Raw genomic sequence first — 20,521 nt, 5'->3', positions numbered from 1 at the left:
GAGTCCCGGGAGGGGTCCCTGGTGCGGTTCAGTACGCTCCCCCGCATGAGCAGCGAAGAGCGGTACAGGGTCTACAAGGTGGGCCCGGCGATCAAGAAGCTCTATCCGGTGTGGCTCATGGGTGCGATCGGCTTCGGGCTGGTCCTGATCGCCAACATCTGGACCTGGGTGATCATCGGGATGGCGTCATGGCTCTGGACACCGTTGAGCATCGCCGTGCTGGCGTCACTGGCATTCGGTTACTTCGGGACCAAGGAGAGCTGGACGCTCACGACGCCCGACTACATCGAGACGCGGACGCTGACCAGGACCCGGCAGACCGCCTGGCCCGATGTCAAGAACATCGAGGTCAGGGGCAAGGCCAAGACGGGTCGACGGGTCTTCGTCCGTACCGCCTCCGGTGAACAGTTCCGCCTGCCGCACGTGGACTCCGGCGGCTTGGAGTCGTCCTTCGACGATGAAGTGACGGCCCTGCGCAGCCTGTGGGAGCAGCAGCGCGGTTGATCGCATGGCCTCACGGGTGTCACACGAGAGGCCAAGCACGACCACCCGATTGGGCCGTCGGTCGGTGCCAAGAGACGCCTCGGGTGTCGCGACGATCGGAGAGAGACGATGAAGTGGTTGGTTGCCGGTGCGATCGTGGTGGTCGACATGGCCCTGGCAGTCGGTGCGGCCTATGGGACCTGGCTGCTCCTTTGGTACATGGAGCCACTGGCCGTGAACGTGGTGCTGATCGTCGTGGTTCTGCTGGTCGTCGGTGTGCCGGTCTGGGGCGGCATCGTGGTCTCACGACGAGTCGGTCTCGCACGCGACACGGCGATCGTGGTGAGCCTTCTTGGCCCACTCGGAGTCGGGCTCTTCTTCCTGGCCCTGACGACCATCGGTGCCGGGATCGCCGTCCTCAGGGCGTGGCCGGTGATCCTGGCCGTGCTGGTCGCCAGCGCGGGCGGTGTGGCGCTGGCCACGCGGCCTCGGAAGACGGTCGTCGCGGAGGCTGACGTCGACTGACGTCAGCCTTGGGCGGCGAGGCCCGGGGCGGCCGACGGTTCACACCACCGCCTCGGTGACCTCACCCTTCGGCGAGATGATCACAAGCCGCGCGTCGATCTGGTTCACGAGCCCGAGCAGCCCGGCCCTGCGGGTCTCGACCAGAACCACCGCTCCGCCCGACGGCGTGGTGCGTGCTGCGGCGACCCTGGTCACGTCGTCGACCCGGTGCTGCTCGCTGCCCGTGACCGCGTCGAGGACGACCAGCCGGGACAGGACGCTCTCGACGTCCATGCCGACCAGGGCCGCGACCACGCCGCTGCCGGGGGCCAGCGGGGTGGATGCCGAGACCGGCCAGTCGATCGCGCACACGTCGGGCGTGACGACTCCCGACGCCGAGCTCACGAGCACGCCGGCACGGTCGGTGCCCAGCGGGTAGAGCGCGCCGCGTGGGTACCCGTCGACCACGAGCTGGCGGCCGGGCGTACCGGCGGGCCTCCCTGGCGGCACCGTGATGCCCTGCTCAGCTCCGCCGACCATGACGCTGGGCCACGGCGCGGTGCTCGGGTCTGCATCCGCATCCCGACCTCGAGGACGCCGCCTCGCACGACGGACAACGACCTACCGTCCAGGTGAAATACGTCGACACGAACGAGGGCGGGCTCTGGATCACGTGGCGCTGGGAACATGCACTCCACCAGCCACGCATCTAGGGCATCCAACCACGACAACTCGAGGAAGCGCTCGACGCACTTCGCGCGGCCGCTCCCACAGCACTCGGCACAGCTGCGCTCACGGACCGTCCTCGGCGACCTCGAGTAGGAAGGACACATGACCTGGGCGCTCGCGGCCGCCCTACGCCCCGCGCCCCTCGGCCGCGAGCTCAACCACTACCTGCAGCTCGGCCTACGCCCACACCTGCGGGTCCAGGCATCCCCGGCGCTCGCCGCCGTCTCGTGGGAGGCGCCACGTGCGGGCCGGTATGCGCTCGCCACGAGCACGCACGTGACCGACGGCCCGAGGCACGGGAGCGCGCCCGGCTCATGGAGGGCACGCACCGCCCGCTCCTCGCCGCCGACATCGCGCTCGACGACTCCTGGATGGTCCCGTCCCGAGTGGCATTGATCGGCTGCTCCTCCGGAGGTGACGCGGCCTATGTCGACCCGACCGGGCTTGCCGTGGCCTTCACGATCCGCGGTGCGCAGTACGTCACGGCAGCCCGGTGGATCCTACCGACCGACACAAGACTCGCCACCCTGGCATTGCCACCCCCGGCTCCGGCACCCGGTGACAACGGCACCCTCCAGAACCTGACGCGCGCCGTCGTCGCCGTGAACGCAGCGCACGAGGCCACGGACCCGGTCGCGGCGCTGTGCACGTGGCAGCGGGCGCAGGCCGACGCGTGAGAGCGCACGGGCGACCCCGCGTACTCCCGCATCATCTGGGCCGCGTTGACGACGGCCTGGAGCCCGCCCGCCGGCACCCAGGTACGGGGCCAGCGGTAGACCGCTCCTCGTCAGAGGGGCCGGCTCCGTAGGAGCCGTTCGGGCCCTGCTCGCACGGAGAGCGCGGGCCGCCCGAGCAGCTCCTCCAGCCCAGGGTCGGTGACAGCGAACTCCCCGTGCCGAGTAGCACGGAACATGCTCGCCAGCACGTCGAAGTGCGTTCTGGCACCACGGGCATACAGGACGGCTTGCTGCCCCCGCGATTGTCTCGATCAGCGAGAGATTTCGCCGAGCGACGGCGTGTGTTGGATCTTCCTTGCGAGGGGCACTGCGTGAGTGAGGAGATCTCGCTCGGGCTGTTGTACGACCAGGCACTGGTGTTGTTCGAGTAGTTGGCTCACACCGGTTCTGGCGAGCGGCCAGCGACGTTCGCATGCTTGGACGGCTGTCGAGGAGATCACGCACGAGCGCGGCCGCGGTGACGACGCAGTGTCGCGGACCGCCACCGTGCCGAAGGCCCCCGTGGTCACGGCCACGGGCACCGACGGCAAGACAGAGGTGACCCGGACGAGGTAGACCGCTGCGGCCGCGATCGCTGCAGGACGCCCGCTCGCTCCGGCGGGCGTTCCCCACATCAACCTCTCGCCACGGTCGTCGAGGTCAGGCTGCACCTCCCGGATGACACCGGGCGAGATCGCGTTCACGGTCACTCCAGAGGGGCCGAACTCGGCCGCCCAGGAGCGGGTCAAGGTCTCGATCGCCCTGGTCGATCGCTTTGACGGTGCCGTCCGCCATCAGCACGCTCCGTCGACCCGGCAAATGAGCAACCGGGCCCAGAGACACGCTGCTTCAGACTCGCTACGGCACTGGAGATTCGCTGCCGGGCAGCATCTGCAGCAACAGTTGCCTTGTTACGTGTTACCGCCGCTGTCACCTGGAAAGAAGACTCCACAACGACGTCGTCGCCCACGAGACCCTCAAGCTCACTCACGATGTCGCTCATGTCGCTCTCGTCTTTCTCGGTGACCTGAGAAAGCTGGAATCGGAGCCGCAGGCGCGGCCCATCCACCTCGACACCGACGGCGAGGGCGTGCTCAGGGATCTGTCCTCGTGAAGCCGCCGCCGTCTGAGCGATCACGTAGTTCTCCCAGACCGGCGCTCGGCCGAGGTCTTCTGGCGTCGGCAGGCTCATGGCGTCCATTCAGGGTTGTAGGGAACGACGCTCGGAGACGAAGAGCCTTTGATCAAGAACACGCTCGTCGCTTGATCCGGGAAACCGGCGCCCGGATTGTGGTTGAACCCCGTGATGCCGGGGACGCGCACGACGTCGGCTGCGTTGATGCCATGCGCGGCGAAGGAATCGCTGGGGTGGATCCGTGCACGGGTCAGGGATTGGCCCAGATGCAAGGCTGGGGCATAGCCCTGGGGGATCGCGGACGGCAAGCGGAGGCGGTCGACCGGGACTGGTAGCAGTTCGCCGTCTACGCCTGCGGTGCGGGCTCCATGACTGGAAGCTGGTCGGCGAACGCGTGCTCGCGGGCCTGTGGGATGACGATGCTGAGCTCCTGGCCGTCGGTCGTGACCGCCTCCCAGACGGGAGTACCCGGGTCAAGGAAGAAGAGGTCGGTCTTGTTGCGCGGGCGGGGCTCCCGACTACGCAGGGTCAGGGCCAACGGATCACTGCGGGCTTGACCCACACCAGCCGGCCGGACTCGTCGACGCTGACCTTGGCCTTGACCCACTTCTTCTGCCGCGCCAGCCCGGGAGCCTTCCCGGAGCGCGCCCAGACGATGACCTGCACGACGCCGGAGCCGGACCGCTTGGCTGCCGTCCGCCGGAAGAGCCACTTCGCCACGACGGCGGCGAGGGAGATACTGATGACAATACTGAGGATGAGAACAACTTCGTCCGACATACCTGTTCCGTGACACTAGAGAGATTCTGACCACCGCGACCAGGGATCACCAAAGTCGTTGCGGCGAGAACTCCGGACGCAACCACAGATAGTTGGACCGCGATGCCTAATTGAGTATCTTGTGTAGCCGTATAGAAATAAACAACTCGGCAGACCCACTATCACCAACCCGCCACGCGGGCCGCGTGGGCAGCAATCCGATCCCGTATAGCAAAAGTTCCGACAATGGCAGTTATTCTGGCACTGTAAAGCAGTGACAGCCCTGATGGAGCCTGAAATGCCTCCCAATCCCGATCAAGCCATCGCATCTCGATCCCCTCGAGAGTGTCATCAAGTTCCAGACCAGGCACACCGCCGCTTTTTTCGATCAAGCTATCGAGCGAGCCCCAGAAATCCGCGGCCACCGTTCGAATATGCCGTGCGCGATCCGGGATCGGAGCATGTGCTATATAACCGCACAAGATCGCCACCGTATGAACATAGTATTCCCTGTCGAGGAAGACCACCTGCGAAGGGCCCAGCCTCGTCGAGCACTCTTCGATTTCGCCGAGAGCCTGATCATATTCAGCCCTCTCATGCGCAGATATGGCAGAAGTGAAGGCAGAAACCGCAGTCGCCAGGGTTCCGTCCACCCGCTGAATCACAGGAGTCATTCGGAACAGACTCAGCGCTCCAACGAATCCCACCCTGTCAACAAATGGGTGCACGACCCGCTGAAAAACGCCCATAGGCTCACGATCCCCAATTGCCCGCCCGAGCAATCACCCCCGCTAAGGCAGAACGTCTAGGGTAGTCGTTCACGACGACGTTACACATCGCCGTGTACTCAAGACCTGGGTCTCGCGCGGCTTCCAACTCAACTCGATCACGGTCGAGAATACCCGATTCAACAGACTCGAGGGACGGTCGAAAGTCCAAGCTGCCCAATTCTCCTTCAAGACCAGACGCACCAATCAAGTCGTCACAGGTCTGCCAGAATTCCAGAGACAGATTTCGGACATCATCCATCCTGCTCCTGGTGAATTTGAACGTCGGGAGGCAGGCCAGTGCAGCCACCTCACCGGCAGAAATCCTCATGTAACGCGGACTTCCTTCCTCGGCTTCACGCGCGGCCATCGCGGCCACTCTAGCCATCTGGAAATGCATCCAACGCTCGGGCATGTTTCCCCGCAAGGAAATCGCAGCAATGCGTGTCAACCGATTCGATCCACGCTTGCTAAAGCTAGAAATTATGGGCGCCATGCGGAGTATGGAAAGCCCCGCCATGAGACCTGGAATGTCGTTAGCCACCGATCATAACCCTAAAGCGCGTATTTCCCGTCCTTGAATACCCCCACCCGACGCCGAAAACCGCCTTTCGTAGATTTTTCTCGACCGCCTGCGCCATACAATTTGGGCAAATTCGAGTCGACGATGCCATCTCAACAATCTTCCAATCCTTGCCGAGGTTATTCATAATAGTTGCCTCCGCGTGCCCCTTCCCCTCGAAAAAGATCTCACTCTGATGCAGGGGGTTCCCTTCGCCGTCCCAACTCTTGTGAATCCGTGTCCGATTGGTGGCGACCCAGTTTTGAGTGACAATCGCGCCGTCGTCGCCGACACGCTGAACGCGCGCAACCGCCACCGTATTCTTCCATCCGGGCAGTTCTTTGGCGAGAGCATTCGCACGGTTCAGAAGCAGGCTGCAGTTGTGAACGAGCACCGCATCGGCAACAGGCGGCCCACGAGTGCTTCCTGCTCCGATGTCAGCGCCCGCCGCGACCACCGAATAGGTGTGCAGCCCCTGAACCGTCAGGTTCCAGGCCGGCTCGAACGCCACCTCCTCGGTCAGGACAGCATGGACCTCCATGGTCCCACCGTCTGCGGTGAGTACCAGCTCGCCCGGGTCGAGCTCGTCGGCACGCTGGAACTCGCGTTCCGTCTGCGACCAGAATGGGTGGTCCTCCGTGGTCCGGATCTCCCGCCGTTCACCCGCCGACGTCGTCAGCACCAGCGTGAGCACCACGTCGTCGTGCCCATGAGTAGCCTCGACGCGCTTGGCTTCCTTCTCCCCCGTCTCCGGATCGGTCGCCAACACCTCGTCGCCCAGCTCGACTTGGTCGATCGCCTTGACAGTGCCATCCGCCATCAGTACGCCCGTAGAACCCGCGAACGAGCATCCCGCCCCTGTAATGCGCTGCTTCAGGCTCGACACAGCACTCGTGATCCGCTGTCGCGCCGCGGCTGCCGCTGCAGTAGCCCTGCTCCGCGAGACAGCGGCCGCCATCTGGGTCGCACGCTGAGTAGCAGCACTAGTCACGGACCTGATCGCGTTCGATGCCGCGGCAGTAGCCGTCGGCGCAATACGGCCGGCGATCGCACCCAGCGCCCCGCCTCCGATAGCCCCCGAAGCGGCACCCAACGCCGTCTCGCCCAGGAAGCTCTTCCAGCTGAACGGCTCTGTCTTCTGCACCTTGGTGCGCCACAGGTTCGAGACCGCACCACCGACTGCGCCAGCAGCGACAGCACAGCCGATCGACCCGGCTCCGGCTGTGATCGCCATGCACCCGGCGAACACAGCCACGCCAGCCACGCCGCCGATGATCGCGGCCTGGTGCTTCTTGACGAACCCGCCGACCGCCGACCCGGCCTTCTTGATCCCGTTGCCGATGTTGGAGAGCCACGACAGGCCCGACGGGTCGGAGTACGTCACTGGGTTGTTCCCGGAGTACACGTAGGCGTTGAACTGCGCCGGCGTCCCCGCGTCGAGCTGTGGGTCCACGCTCAGGAATCGCCCGATCACCGGGTCGTAGTACCGGGCGCCCAGGAGCACCAGCCCGGTACCCGTGTCCTCGACACCGCCCGCAGCGCCGAGGAATCGCCGGTCACCGGGCAGTCTCTCGGCACCGGTCAGCTCCTCCCCGGTGTCCGGGTCGGCCGTCGCCGGAGTGCGGTCGCCACCGAACGGGTCGGTGTACAGCCGCGTGACCGAGTCCCGCGTCCACACCGTGTTGGGCACAGCAGCCACAGGAGTGCCCTGCTGGTCACAGACCAACGAGGTGACACCACCAAGCCCCCGACCGTCGCGCACCGCGACGGTCTGACCGGCGAAGCTGTAATACCGCGTCGCCGCCACCACACCGGCAGGATCGACATGCACCTCCTGCCCACCGGGCAGGTACACGGTCGTGCCCGAGGCATCAGTGCGGGTGATCCGCTCACCCTCGGCGGAGTACACGTACGACGCCTCACCGGCCTCGGTGGTGTTCTCCCCCTCGGTACCCTCGCCGCTCGTCGCGACCGTGGCCAGCTCGCCCTCACCGTTCCAGCCCAGCAGCTGGGTCGTCTCCACGGCCCCATCACCGTCCAGGTCGTCCTCCACCTGACCGGGGTCGGACGTGTCGACCGGGTCGGAGAAGTTCCGCGTGGTCTGGTTGCCCGCAGTGTCGTAGGTGAATCCAGCCACGGTCTTGTGGGGTGCGCTGTCGATCGTCGCTGAGGGACCCGTCTGCTGGGTCATCGAGGTCACCTGGTGCGGCCCGGCGCCACCCCCGGCGTGCTGATAGTTCGTCCGCACGACGTTGGTGCCACCGTCGAGCAGGTGCTCGGTGAGCGACCTGCGGTTACCGAGCGCGTCGTAGGAGTACTCGTGCCAGTACGGGGCCGCGCTGTTGTCCGGGGTGCCGACATCGGCCGGGGTGACCGCACCGACCGACGCGGCGCACGTGCCGTCGACGTCGGTCCAGGCCCCCACCAGCCTGCCCAGGCCGTCGAGGTCGAAGCACTGGTTGTCGTCGTTGGCCCGCGGGTTCGTGCCGTCCCCGACAGCAGGCTTGTTACTGATCGAGCGCACGTTGCCCGCGTCGTCATACCCATAGGTCATGGCGACGTCCCGGCCGGAGAACCGCTCTCTGTCGAGGTTGATCCCGTCGAGCCGGCCCGAGGCGTAGTCCCAGTCGTAGGTGACGACGGCGCCGTAGGTGTTGCCCAGGTCCATCGCCAGCGGCTTGCCGTCGGCGGTGAACTGCGAGTCCGCCACGTACGTGCCCCAGCCGAACCCGCCGCCCATCCACACCGGCATGCCGGCATCGTCGTAGAACGTGGTCACGTGCTCCGCGCCCAGTACCAGAGCGCCAGCAGTCGATGCGCCCTCCACGGTCGCGGTCACACCGGGCAGCACCTGCTGCCGCACCGACCCATCCAGCCGGTACTCGTACGACGTCGTGAACTCACGCTCGTACAGCCCGGTCAGCCCCGGTAGGTCGTCCGGCAGCACCATAGTGGTCGACGTCGGACGGTAAGCGGTGTCGTAGGCGTCGACCTTCGTCGTGTACGACTTGCCGTCCTGGATCCGGGTCGAGCTGGACGCCAGACCGAGAGCAGGGCTTCCGCCCGGCCCCGGGGCGTCGTCGTAGGTCCACGACGAGCGCACCGTGCCGGCGCCGTCCGCGACCTGGGTCGAACGTCCGAGGTTGTCGTAGGAGTAGACGAGCGTGTTGGCCTTCTTGACCGCGTCGCTCGCACCGGACGCGTTGCCGTTCCCGTTGACGGTGCGAGAGACCTGTCCCACCTGGTCGTACTCGGTCGTCGTCGTCCCGGCGTCCGGATCTGTGGCCTTGATCTGGCGTCCGCCGAAGTCGTACCCGTACATCCAGGTGTTGTCGGCCGGGTCCTTCATCGAGGTGAGCTGGCCGAAGCGGTCGAACGCGTAGGTCGTCGCCTGGTACGACGACGCGGCCTCGCTCCTCGGGTTGAAGCCGGGCAGCGTCGACGGCTCGTACCAGTGACCGTCCGCAAGGTCGGAGGACACGGTCGGGCGGTTCTTGTGCTCCCAGAGCGCGGTGGTCCGGCCACGGCCGTCGGTCATGGTCGTCGTGGCGGTGCCGCCGTCCGGCGGAACGACCGTGGTGTACGGGGCGTCGTACCGCGTGACCGTACGGGACTCCTCGTTGAGGTGGTTGTCCTCCAGCCCCCGGTAGAAGATCTGGTCGACCACGCGACCGGCACGGTCGTACGAGTAGACCGTGGCCGAGGGTGCGACCAGCGTCGGCTGGACCGGCTTGTTCGACACGACTCCCGTGGCGTACTGGGTGCCGGACTCCTTCCACACCCGCCCGGCCGTGTCATAGAACACCTGCGTGACCCGACGTCCTCGGGTCGCAGCGTTGTCCTGCCGCTTCTCGCCGGTGTCGAGGACCTCGTCCTGGGTCTGGAAGACCCGCATCAGGCCGTCGTAGAACTCCGCGGTGGCGTGCTGGACCGGCTTGTCGTCGCTGTCCGCGCCGAGCGTGCGGGTCAGCACCACGTTCAGGCCGTTGGTCCGCGTGGTGTATTCGTACGCGACCGAGGGGAGCGAAAGGCCGGCGTGCTCCGGGTAGACGACGGTCCGCATCCGACCGAGGGCGTCGTACGTCCCGGTGGTCGACTGCCCGTTGGCGTCCTCGCTCGACGTCATGAGCCCGGTGACCTTGTTGAACGTCACCGAGGACGACATGGTCGCCTTCGGGCCGCTGCCGTCTGGATCGGGCGTGGTCGTCTTGACCGTCGTGGGGATCACCGCGGCGGCAGGTGTGTACTCGGTGCTCGTCTCGGCACCGGTGATGTCCTTGACGCTGGTCACGCGCCCGTAGGCGTCGTAGCCCAGCGTCTGGGTCGTGACGTATCCAGTGCCGGAGCCGTTGCCGACCGTGGCTGTGGCCCGGTCCAGCTTCGGGTCCAGGCCGCGCACGGATGTCGCCATTCCGAGGTCGTTGTAGGTCGTGACCTGGTCGCTGATCACGTCACCGGGGCGAGACACCTCACCGGCATCCACTTTGGCGCACGACGCCGCATAAGTCTGAGCGCGGGAGACCAGGCCCAACATGTTCGCCTCGGCCAGCACAGTGCTCGCGGTATGGGCATAGGTGAGCACAGAGCACGTGTCATCGGTGGCAGTTGCCGCGTCGCCGAGGTCCTCGGCCCGCTCCACCTGGCCGTTAGCGTCGGTCCACGTAGCGGACCGGGTGCGGGTAGCCACGTTCCCCGCGGCGTTCATCTCGTACCCGAACACGGACGTCCCGGCCTGCCGCGTGACCTTGGTGCCGTCGGTTCCGGTTGCGGCGACCACCGGCGCCTTCGGCGCCGTCACACCCCACGACACGGCGCCGTCTCCGGTGCCGCCGTTGTGCGTGGTCTCCTCGACCGCGGTGCCGGCGTGTGCCTCGTGGTCCGTCACGGTGGTGCGGTACCCGGTCGGCCCTACCTCGAAGTCACCACCGGTGTCGAGACCGCGCAGGTAGCGCGTGGTCGTCGACGACGCCTGCGAGCCCTCACCCTCGGTGGTGACCACGGTGCGGTAGCCGCGGAACTCCGACCAGGTGACCTCGTCCTTCTTGGTCAGCGGCCCGGTCGGCTTGACCCACTTTGCCCCGCCCGAATAGGCGTACTTCGTGGTGAGCTCGCCCGAGCCGGTGACGATCTCGTTCGTCCCAGAGATCGAGGCACCGTTCTGCGTCACCATGTCGACCACGTACTTGTGGAACCAGTCCGTCGGCAGGTCCTCGCCCTGCCAGTCGACCGGGAAGCACAGCTGGGTGTTCCCTGAGATCGCGGATTCCGATCCCCTGGGCACGTCCCCGGGCCCGCACTCCGTGCTGTAGTGGGGGGTGATCAGCGCCCCGGACTCGGTACGGACCCCGGTCATCCGGGGCCGGTACATCGGCGGCAGACCGTCCGTGTCGGAGTCGATGCGGTTGGGCATCATCTCGCGGCTGAACTTCACCGGGTTGTTCGACAGGTCGTCCGACAGCGCCGTCGTCCCGCCGTGCCCGGTGTGCTGGATCGACCCGAGCCACATCACCTTGCCCGAGCCGTCCCCGAGGGATCCGTCGCCCGGCTGGACGAACGACTGGTTGAGCTTCCATGAGTCGACGGGCTTGTACGCGGTGCCGTCGAGCACCCGGGTCACGACTCGGTCGAGGCGGTAGAGCGTGTAGAACGACGGTGAGATCGCATCGATCCCGCACGAGGTCGCGGTCTTGTAGCAGACCAGGTCACCCGGGACGTCCGGCCAGGCGGCCAGGTTCTGCTTGACGCGTCCGGCGTCGCAGTTCACGCCGGAGCCGGGGACGCACCGGGTGGCGTACTCCAGGTCGATGCGCACCGGTGCGCTGCCCGACTCGGCGCCGACGCGGGTGCCGTACAGGATCCGGGAGAGGTAACCGCCGGCCGTGTACGAGGCCGCTCCGTCGTCCAGGTTGTACGTGTACTTGCGGGTTTCCTTGGAGTAGACGTACGTCATCGTGCCGCCGGTCGGTTCCTCGACGTAGTCGAGCATCCAGCGGTAGGTCTGAGTCGTTCGTGAGGCCGCGAAACCGCCGTCCGACGGCGCTTTGTAGCCGGCCTCACCGGAGTGGTTGCCGTACACCGGCATGGTCCAGGAACTACCGGTGGCCAGTCCGTCCGAGGCTCGCTTGCCGCGCCCGAACGTGTAGTCCGTGCCCTCGGCGGTGGTGACGAGCCAGTACTCGCCCTCGTTGTCGCCGTTGTCGGCGCCGGTCTTGCGCTCGACCTTGGTGCCGTCGACGCGCTTGGGCATCCAGCCGGACGAGGTCTTGACCAGGTCGACGGCCGACCCGTTCAGGACCATCGTCGCGTTGTCCTCACCGACGCACATGTCACCGGTGGTGTGGTCGGCGTTGTTCGCCGAACCCTCCTGGTCGTCCGCGCAGGGCACGAACGTGCGCTCGATGTAGGACTCGGTCAGGGACCAGCCCTCACCCACCGCACTGGTCTGGTTGTTCGTCGAGGCGACCCGACCGTCCGACGCTGCCGAGTTGTAGGACAGGTCCAGCTGCGGGCCAGGCCCGGTGACCTGCGGCATCTTCATCGGGTAGGACCACGTGAAGGCACCGGTGTTCCCACCCACACCCCACGACGCGGCCGGTGCGAGCGACGTCGCTCCCCAGTCGCCGCTACCACCGGAGCCGGACGCCATCATCATCAGCGTGGTCGGCTCGCCGGCGGAAAGGTCGACGGGCGCGGTGATCGTCTGACCCTCGGCGTCATTGACCACACCCTCCATCGGGGCAGCCGCGCAGTCCGACGCGTCGTCACAGTCCGACACCTGGGCAAGGGTCAGCCGCGACGCCCAGTCGCCACCCGGCGTCTGCGCAGCGTCGGCGATATCCGCGTAGGACACCTCGATCTCGACCGATTCAGGTTCTGCTGCCGTGGCCGACTTAGCCGCAGGTGCCTCGATCGGCTCGATCTGCATGAGCATGCCCGGCGCACCGTCGGCGGTGTCGGTCCGCTCAGTGCTGATCCCGATCAGCCCATGGTCCTGGTCCTCGTCCGGAGTGACGGTGATCGTGACGCCGTCCGCCTCCACCTCCTGGCTGCCTTCAGCCAGGTCCACCGTGGTCGGCTCGGACTCACCGGCGTCGGCCGGCTCGGCGAACGACTGCACGGTGCTTGCGGAAAGCCCCGTCGCCTCGGCTGGGACGTCCTCGCTGGGTTCGGTCGCACCCTCACCTCCCGGGGCGTCCGCGACCGGGGCCGACGGTGCCTCCGGGAGCACCTCCTCAGGTGCCTCCGACGGGCCCGGCAGGGGCTCCCACGGCTCCGCAGTCAGGTCCTCGGCGGTGACCTGCTCCTCGACCGTGCGATCGGCGTTGTCGAAGTTGGTCGCTCGCGCCTCCAGGGCGTCGACCTCGGACTCGGCAGCCACCTCCACCGCGACGATCTGCCCGATCGCGGGCGCAGCTGTCGCCGGGTCGGCACCCAGCAGCGTCACCAGGACACCGGCGACCAGGCTCACGCCCGCCGTCGTCAAGCGCGACCGTGCCGCGCCCTCGTACCTGCCCATGCTCGTCCTCACCGAAGTCCGCCCACTGGTTCCGTGCCCCTGACCTTCACGCCGGCCGCTCACTGAGCAGCCTCGTTCTCGCCGGCGTCGTCGCCCCACGTCGGGTCGACGTCATCCACACCATTGCCACCCACGTACGACGACGCCTCGGCACCCTGACAGAGCCGTCGGATCTTGGCCGCGGCCAGGACCTCGCCGCGGAACACGCGGACGTTGTCGACATGCCCGGTCCAGTAGTTCGACGCGGCGCCACCGATGAACCCACGCCCGATCACGAAACGCCCAGGTGTCTGCGGAAGGTTCGCCGTCATGCTCGCCTCCGCGAGGATGGGCTCACCCACCGCGGGCTCCTCGGGGGTCCCGGCGTCACACACGTACAGGTGCAACTTGCCCTCGGGCTTGTCGTACTCACCCAGCAGGTGCACCCATTGGCCGAACTTCACTGGCACCGTCGACATCGCGTAGGTCGTGGTGTTCGACCCCACCTCGCGATTGACGCCGAACGACCAGCACGCACCATCAGTGGTCGGGCACGAGGTCGGCCGGTACCCCAGCCGGAATCCGTTGTACAACGGCCCCTCCTGGGACAGCGCGGTGTACCAACCGGTGGGGTCCGTGCCCTCGTCGAGCTTGACGTGCGCGGAGACCACGAACGACGTACCGGTGTCCACCACCGGCGCATCCGTCCACGCGATCTTGCCGGTCCGTGTCCTCAAGGCGAAGTCCCCGTCACGCGCGCCGAACTCCTGGTGCGGCCCCGGCCCGTACGTGGAATCGGTCGAGATGTTCAGCTGCCCCGCCGAGAGAAACTCGTTGCGGTCAGCGTCGAAGACGGCCGTGTCCTGACCGGGGTCATCCGGGTTGTCGAACGTCCACACGCCGTCCTCACGCGCGGTGGCGACGTCGAACTCGTACTCGGTCTCCGAGGTCAGGCCGGCCGAGTCCGCGACCTTGACGTACAAGAACTTCGGTCCGGTCCCGCCAGGAGCGAAGCAGATTTGCTCGGTCCGGGTTGAGTCGAGAACGATCTCGTGCGTGGTGATCCGGGTCGCGTACCCCCACCAGATCTTCTTCGAGTCCGTCGACGGCGCGTAGATCTCAAAGCAACCCTTCAGGCCCAGACCACCGCGTTCCTGGCCCTCCTCGTAGAAAGCCTGGGCGTCGGGGTGGTCACGCAGCGGAGTGATCTTCGCTTCCGCGGGTGCCGAGATGTCCACACGGAAGTAGCACGCCGGTGTGTCTTCGTACCCGACCATGCGTCCGCTCGAGTCCTTGATCTGCGCGCGCCACCGGTACGAGCCACCGTTGTCGAGCTCCTCACCCTCCGGCACGCGCATCGTGAACCGGACACCACTGGTCCCCGGGGACTGCCACGGTCGCCAGTCGGACTCCCACACCCGCTCGTTGTTCGAGTTCTTCACCACGACGAACTGGACACTCACCTGCTGCTTGTCCGGGTCCTTGCCGACAACCGACAGCGACGGACGCAGCCATCGGGAGATCTTCGGCGACGACTCGTTCGTGCTGCACCCGATGTTCGCCGAATCGACGATCGTCTGATAGTTGAACGGAGAGGCCGGCGCCCGGTTGTACTCGACAGAGAACCGCGCGTCGTACCGCAGCTTCTTCCACGTCGCCATGTCGGACACTGCATCGCCACGCAGGCCGAGGTGGATCCCCGACCAGCCGTTCGTCGCCATCAGCTTGCCGACCTCGGTCGCGTTCCACTCCGTCCAGTGCGGACCACCGCACGCCGAGGAGTAGTAGGCATCGCTCGCGTTGCTGATGTGGTACGACGAGTCCCACGTGCCGGCATGGTTCGACCAGTTCGTCGACGAATTGATGCTGGGCGTCCGGTACAGATACATCGTCGTCTTCGTGCAGTTGTACGAGTGCGTGCCATAGGCCCGGAACGAGGCACTGATGACATCAGCAGAGGAGAGGCCACCCACGAACGACATCCCGCTGAACTGCCAGACCAGACGCTGGTAGCCCGAACGCTGACACACCAGGTCCAGGTTGACGTTGCAGTACCCCACACCGGACGACCCGGAGTACTTCCAGCCCCCCGTGCTCGTGGGCCACGCCGCTTTCAGCGACGTCCACGCGCTGCGGCTACCGGACACCGCCGGGTCGACGAAGACCGGGTAGCTCCCACTCGGATCCGTGACCATGTCCTCGTCAGCTCGGATCACGGCGCTACGACCGTCCTCCGCGATGACGGTCTCCAGGGCAACCGCACGGCCATCGGCCTGCGCGACCTCGACCGAGGCCGCCCCGGCACCGTCCATGCTTGCCGCACCATCCGCCGCTGTCCGCGACGCCGACGCAGAGCCCGCCCGGGCGGACGCCGTCTCCGAGTCCCACTGCCAGGCAGGCGCGCCCGTGAACGTCAGCGTCCCAGCAGGGTCGACCGCGTAAAACCCCTCGACGGGCTCCTCCTCGGCACCAGCCTCGGAAGCCGGTTCGGCAAGCGACTTCGCGGAAGGAGCAGAGTCCTCCGCGTCGGCGGCAGCGTCTTCGCCGCCGACGGTCGGATCCTCCCAGGCACCATCGGGAGTGCCGTCAGCCGGTACCGGGTCAGGTGCCATGCCTTCGATCTCGGGCTGCTGGTCCGTGAGCTCGAGCCCGCCCGAGACGTCGACGACGAAGCCAAGACCCTCGTCACCCGCAGCCGCGATCAGTGCCTCGCCCGCAGCCGCGTCCGCGATCCGGAGAACCGGCGTGTAGCCGGTGGCATCAGGGTGGATCGTCAGTACCAGGTCGGCACCGTCGATCTCGTCGCCGCCCGAGACGTGAACCGGATAGGTGACGATCGATGCATCCGTCGCATCGATCTCCGGCGCGCCCAGGCCCAGGCCCTCGGGCAAGCCCATCGAGAGAGCGAGGCTGTCGGCGCGCATCGTCATGAACGGGCCGCCATCACTGGTCTGGCCGGTCAGATCCATGTCGTAGACAGGCGCGGCCACCTGCGGCACCCCGGCCCCATCCAGGCTCACCGAGGCGTCGGTTGCCTTCCAATCGCCGGAAAGGTCGGTGCGCACGGCCCCGGAGGACGCGTCAGCGCGAATGGTCTGCCGCGGCGTGGCCCAGAAGGTGTCGTAGACCGTGCGCAGTGCCTCGATCTCGATGTCCTTGCCGCACGCCTCAGCCAGCGCGAAGGCCTCCGGCTCGAAACGCGCCGAGGACACGGAGCAGTCCGTCACGACCTCGCTCTCCGCACGGACCGTTTCGACAGCGAGCGTTCCTCCCGCCGCCAACGTGACCGCAACTACCCCTGCAACCAGATCGCTGCCACCAGCGCCGAGCCGCACCACCATGGCCACGCCTTCCCCTCACGGACGCAGCGCCGGATAGCACCGCAAAACAGACCTGGAGGAACATAAGGCGTAGCCAGGGGCAACCATGACCAAATCCGGCCGCGCAGCGGGTGATTCTTCCAAAGATCACCCGCACCGCATCCACCGCGCACCCGGAGGGCGTGGCCGCCCGCGCTTCCCACCAGGTCGGGAGTACCGCGTGGATCGGCACGTGGATCAGCTGTTCGCGTGCTCGTGATGCGCTCAGTACTCGCTCGTCCGGGACCTTCCTATGAGCCCCAGAGCATCCCCGGCGCCCACGTCGAAGATGCGTTCGGCACCACCAACCACTCGCGCTCCAGCGGCGCGTGACAGGGTCGCCTCGTCATGGGCGGTCCTCCCCCTGAGGCCGGTTGAGAATCCCAACCCGGTGACATGAGGCCAGCGGAAGCCGGCACAGGCGATGGTTAGGCTCCTCAACCACGAGACGTAGCAGAAGGGCGGGGCGTTGTGCGGGTGCCTCGGGCGCAGGACAAGGTGCAGTGCGCAGAATGCAGCAGGTGGTTCGTCTCGGTCGCGAACCATGTGCTGCCAGCGCACGGGATCACGGCCGACGAGTACCGGGCAACACACGGCCTGCTGAAGTCGGACCCTCTGATCGGTCGGGACCTGCAGGAGTGGCGCCAGGAGATCGGCGCACGGCGCATGCGCGACCCTGAACAACGCGGCCTACTGCTGTCGGTAGGGTTCCGTGCCCGCCCGGAGAACACCAGACAGCCGCGGGACCCGCACGCGACACAGCGGGTCGGCCGGTCACACATGGAGCGCTCGGCCCGGTGGTGGCGCGATCGGCTTGCCGTCATCGGGTGCGAGACGCTGGACGACGCGTCCGCCTGGGCGGCCGAGCGCAACGTCGGCTGGGCCGAGGTCGCGCAAGCGATCGGTGTCAGCCCGACACATCTGCGGGCGACCGCCAAGAAGCAGGGCGTGCGCGCCCGCCGACGCATCACGCCTCATCAGCAACGGATGCTCGACCTGGTCAGCCAGTATGTCGCCGAGCACGGGCCGTTGTGGTGGATCCCTGACCAGCGTGACCTCGGACGCTGGCTGTCGGTTCAGCGGCGTGCCCTGGCAAGCGGGCGACCCCGTTCGACGGTGCACGACCGGCTCGACGAGATCGACCCCGACTGGCATCTGCGCCACGGTGAACGTGAACCGGTCTGCACCCGCGAGGAATGCGAGTCCGTGGCCGTCACCCGAGGCCTGTGCCAGCGACACTCCGAGCAACTCTTCCGTTCACAGCGACGCGCTGCTCGCAACGCGGGTGTCGACCTGGTGGCTTGCCAGGAGTGCGGGTCCGTGTTCCGCACCCTCAAAGCGCACCTCCGCCAGGTGCACCACATGACCACCCAGGAATATCAGACCAAACACCGGGTCGGCCCGTCCGCGCTGGACTCCCCCGCAGTCGATGCCGCCCGGGCCGCCAGTACCGCGCAGATGTGGGCGGAACGACTCGGGCTTGCCGGCTGGACCAGCTGGCAGGAAGCAGCGCACTGGGCGGTCAGCGACGACGTCGGCTGGCCCGAAGTCGGTGCACGGATGGGCGCGTCCTGGCGGATGGCCCAAGCCCAGGCACGCGCCGCAGGGATCACGATCCCGCGACGCAAGCACAATGCACGACACCACCACGCGGACACAGCCATGCAGGCCACCGCAGTCACGCTGGGTTTCACCGACCTGGCAGGCCTGCTCGAGCAGACACGCCACCTGAACGACGTCGAGTTCGGCGAACTCGTCGGCCTCGGTCAAGGACCCGCAGCCACGTTCCGTCGGCGACACGGCATCCCCACACCTGGACGGAACACACCCCGGCGCACGGAACAGGTCGAGAGCGCCGCGGCCGCTCGATGGCAAACCCGGCTCCAGGCCGTGGGCTGGACAACATGGGACGACGCGATTAGCTGGGCGATCGAACACAACAGCGCTTGGGACGGCGTCGCGACCCACCTGGGCGTCTCACCCGCACTACTGCGCAAGTGGATCGCCAAGCGCGACGACATCCCGACGATGCCGCGCAAGCTCACCGCGGAAGAGATCGGGCTACTCGATCTCGCACGCACGCTGCAAGCCGAGACCGGCACGCTGCAGCCGGCCCACCCAGAGCGCCTCGAGTCCTGGCTCGTTCGACAACGCCGCCGCCGCGACAACGACGTCACCACACGCGCAATGATCGAACTTTCGAGGATCGATCCCGCCTGGTAGCGAGGGGGTCCACCAGGACCCGTTCGACTACTGCAGGCTCATGGAGCAGCCAAGATCGAACAGGTGCGGATGCGATCTCTCGTGCCTCAGCGCCCAATGGATAGCACACCCTGCTGGATCGTCACCGATCGTAGCCTCGCGCACGCAGACCCGCAGGCCAGGGCAGCCACGACCAGGAGCACGCCGCCATCGCGATCCCGACCTACACCGCCACCGCGTTGCGTGACCGTATGGTCGACCTCGCCGGCCAACCCTCCGACATGCTCGTGTTCCGCACGAGGAACGGGACGCCGTTGACGACGAACAACATCCGCCGGCGCCTACGCGACGTCCTCGCCACAGCAGGCATCACCGGAGTGACACCACACTCCTTCCGACGCACCGTGGCGACCACCATCAACCGGGCCGCCGGCGCCGACCTCGCCGCCCAACTTCTGGGGCACACCAGCTCGGAGATCACGAAGAAGCACTACATCGAAACCGACACGAACATCGACACCCGCACCGCCACCATCCTCGAAACACTCACACCCGCTGCTCCGAGCCCGTAACCCTCTGACACAGCTTCGGCCACCGACCTATCAAGTAACCCGATCACGTCGCAGTCCCACATTTGAGGCCTACCTGCCACCCCGTCGGGACAGTGTGCCGTCTGGCTGGAAGCCGCAACACGGCGACACCCTGCGGAGCGTGGCGTGGATCAGGAACACTGGTCAACCGCCTACCATTGGCTCCGGACAGTAGGCACAACCGTGCCGAATTCATTCCGGGTTGCTGTCCACGAAAGGCCGTTTCCCATTCGAGAAACGGCCTTTCATGCGCTCTCGGGCCCCCAACGCGACGCAGCGACCTTCAGAGCAGCACCCCTCGCGGAACGAAAACCCGCCACCGCTGGCACAGCATGGGCCAAGCTGGGGCGGGGACACGCCTCCGGAACGGCCGCCCAACTGGCCCTCAACTCCCAGGTACGCCGCCAGCTCCGCACCACACTCGCAGAACCTCTCCTCGCCAGTCATGGCCGCCGTCTCCCGTCCGCAACGCACGCCAGCGCCTAGCACGCGCCAGCGCCAGACCTGTCAACGAACATTGGTGCTAGTCACCTCAGGCCTGAGGAGTGACGAGTCCGGAGGAGGACTTGGCAGGTATCGTCACGCCCTCACCTACTCGCGAGGGCTACGTGACCTGCAGGGTTGCGATCCGCCGCTCACGCTCCTGGAGCACCCCTCAGAGCGCTCGGTGCACACGGACCCGGCCCCGAAGCGAGCAACTGTGTCACGAAGCGGCTCCTCGTTCGGGCATAACCAGATCGAAGACGCCGAGCTCACCCTCTCGGCGCGCAGCCTGGCCATGCTCTACGCGGACGTGGTCGCGCGAGGTGGACGCCTGCTGCTCAACGTCGGGCCCACGGCGTCGGGCCTGATCCCGGAGCCTCAGCGCCGCACGTTGGAGGGGTTCGGTCCTTGGATACGTGAGGTCAAGCCCTGGACGGGCTCCCGGCGCCCGCTCACCTCCGACGAGCTGACCGTGGACGCGCCCGAGGACGTGTGGTGGCGGGCCTGGCGGTCAGGCGGACGCATCGTCGTCATCACCGACCAACCGGCCGTCAGCTTCTCGGGCCCGGCCGCCGATGATCTGGTCGTGCTGCCGCTGCCCGCGCCGTAGACGGCGCTGTTGACCGCATTTGTCCGTTCGCCGACGGCCCGTCGTTGGGCGTCCCAGGATGTCTGACGCCCAACGACGGGCGACCTCACTTCGCGCGAAGGAGCTGAACATCGTGGTTCACATCAGT

15 protein-coding genes are annotated in these 20,521 nt (G+C 66.9%); 6 read left to right on the top strand and 9 right to left on the bottom strand.

Annotated elements, in window-relative coordinates; genetic code table 11:
* The first annotated feature begins 45 nt into the window (after nucleotides 1–45).
* Nucleotides 46–504, top strand: coding sequence for a PH domain-containing protein (locus ACFU5G_RS16355; RefSeq protein WP_377246655.1), 459 nt, complete (start codon nucleotides 46–48; stop codon nucleotides 502–504).
* A gap of 135 nt (nucleotides 505–639) precedes the next feature.
* Nucleotides 640–1,008 (top strand): hypothetical protein, encoded by a 369-nt coding sequence (locus tag ACFU5G_RS16350; RefSeq protein ID WP_377246652.1) that lies wholly within the window; start codon nucleotides 640–642, stop codon nucleotides 1,006–1,008.
* Between the two features lie 39 nt (nucleotides 1,009–1,047).
* Here the strand turns inward: ACFU5G_RS16350 and ACFU5G_RS16345 are convergent, their stop codons facing one another.
* Nucleotides 1,048–1,527 (bottom strand): hypothetical protein, encoded by a 480-nt coding sequence (locus tag ACFU5G_RS16345; RefSeq protein ID WP_377246649.1) that lies wholly within the window; start codon nucleotides 1,525–1,527, stop codon nucleotides 1,048–1,050.
* Between the two features lie 503 nt (nucleotides 1,528–2,030).
* On the opposite strand from ACFU5G_RS16345, the gene ACFU5G_RS16340 reads away from it, so the two are divergent.
* Nucleotides 2,031–2,393, top strand: a complete 363-nt coding sequence (locus ACFU5G_RS16340) for a hypothetical protein (RefSeq protein ID WP_377246646.1) — start codon at nucleotides 2,031–2,033, stop codon at nucleotides 2,391–2,393.
* A gap of 311 nt (nucleotides 2,394–2,704) precedes the next feature.
* On the opposite strand, the gene ACFU5G_RS16335 is transcribed toward ACFU5G_RS16340, so the two are convergent.
* The 8 genes from ACFU5G_RS16335 to ACFU5G_RS16300 form a co-directional block, all read right to left on the bottom strand.
* The gene (locus tag ACFU5G_RS16335) at nucleotides 2,705–3,136 is read right to left on the bottom strand and encodes a hypothetical protein (RefSeq protein ID WP_377246643.1); all 432 of its coding nucleotides are present in this window, start codon (nucleotides 3,134–3,136) and stop codon (nucleotides 2,705–2,707) included.
* Nucleotides 3,137–3,177: 41 nt separating this feature from the next.
* Complete coding sequence (locus tag ACFU5G_RS16330; RefSeq protein ID WP_377246640.1) at nucleotides 3,178–3,624, bottom strand: hypothetical protein; 447 nt, start codon at nucleotides 3,622–3,624, stop codon at nucleotides 3,178–3,180.
* Nucleotides 3,625–3,913: 289 nt separating this feature from the next.
* Complete coding sequence (locus tag ACFU5G_RS16325; protein ID WP_377246637.1) at nucleotides 3,914–4,105, bottom strand: hypothetical protein; 192 nt, start codon at nucleotides 4,103–4,105, stop codon at nucleotides 3,914–3,916.
* Nucleotides 4,096–4,347 (bottom strand): hypothetical protein, encoded by a 252-nt coding sequence (locus ACFU5G_RS16320; protein ID WP_377246634.1) that lies wholly within the window; start codon nucleotides 4,345–4,347, stop codon nucleotides 4,096–4,098. The genes ACFU5G_RS16325 and ACFU5G_RS16320 overlap by 10 nt, the downstream gene beginning before the upstream one ends.
* Nucleotides 4,348–4,508: 161 nt before the next feature.
* The gene (locus ACFU5G_RS16315; protein WP_377246631.1) at nucleotides 4,509–4,979 is read right to left on the bottom strand and encodes a hypothetical protein; all 471 of its coding nucleotides are present in this window, start codon (nucleotides 4,977–4,979) and stop codon (nucleotides 4,509–4,511) included.
* 100 nt (nucleotides 4,980–5,079) lie between these two features.
* Nucleotides 5,080–5,637 carry a hypothetical protein gene (locus ACFU5G_RS16310; protein WP_377246628.1) on the bottom strand — a complete coding sequence of 186 codons (558 nt, stop codon included), beginning with the start codon at nucleotides 5,635–5,637 and terminating at the stop codon, nucleotides 5,080–5,082.
* Nucleotides 5,630–13,171 (bottom strand): RHS repeat-associated core domain-containing protein, encoded by a 7,542-nt coding sequence (locus ACFU5G_RS16305; RefSeq protein ID WP_377246625.1) that lies wholly within the window; start codon nucleotides 13,169–13,171, stop codon nucleotides 5,630–5,632. The genes ACFU5G_RS16310 and ACFU5G_RS16305 overlap by 8 nt, the downstream gene beginning before the upstream one ends.
* A 59-nt stretch (nucleotides 13,172–13,230) precedes the next feature.
* The gene (locus ACFU5G_RS16300; protein ID WP_377246622.1) at nucleotides 13,231–16,491 is read right to left on the bottom strand and encodes a hypothetical protein; all 3,261 of its coding nucleotides are present in this window, start codon (nucleotides 16,489–16,491) and stop codon (nucleotides 13,231–13,233) included.
* Nucleotides 16,492–16,986: 495 nt separating this feature from the next.
* Between ACFU5G_RS16300 and ACFU5G_RS16295 the strand changes: the two genes are divergently transcribed.
* The 3 genes from ACFU5G_RS16295 (at nucleotide 16,987) to ACFU5G_RS16285 (ending at nucleotide 20,394) form a co-directional block, all read left to right on the top strand.
* On the top strand, nucleotides 16,987–18,732 hold the full coding sequence (locus ACFU5G_RS16295) for a MucR family transcriptional regulator (RefSeq protein WP_377246619.1): 1,746 nt from the start codon (nucleotides 16,987–16,989) through the stop codon (nucleotides 18,730–18,732).
* Between the two features lie 188 nt (nucleotides 18,733–18,920).
* Entirely contained in the window at nucleotides 18,921–19,283 is a 363-nt protein-coding gene (locus ACFU5G_RS16290) for a DUF3435 domain-containing protein (RefSeq protein WP_377246664.1), read from the top strand.
* A gap of 718 nt (nucleotides 19,284–20,001) precedes the next feature.
* On the top strand, nucleotides 20,002–20,394 hold the full coding sequence (locus ACFU5G_RS16285; RefSeq protein ID WP_377246616.1) for an alpha-L-fucosidase: 393 nt from the start codon (nucleotides 20,002–20,004) through the stop codon (nucleotides 20,392–20,394).
* The last annotated feature ends 127 nt before the right edge of the window (nucleotides 20,395–20,521 follow it).

The organism is Promicromonospora sp. NPDC057488 (assembly GCF_042802395.1).
In the GTDB taxonomy this organism is placed as follows: Bacteria; Actinomycetota; Actinomycetes; order Actinomycetales; family Cellulomonadaceae; genus Promicromonospora.
This window is presented reverse-complemented; position numbering and strand designations above follow the sequence as displayed.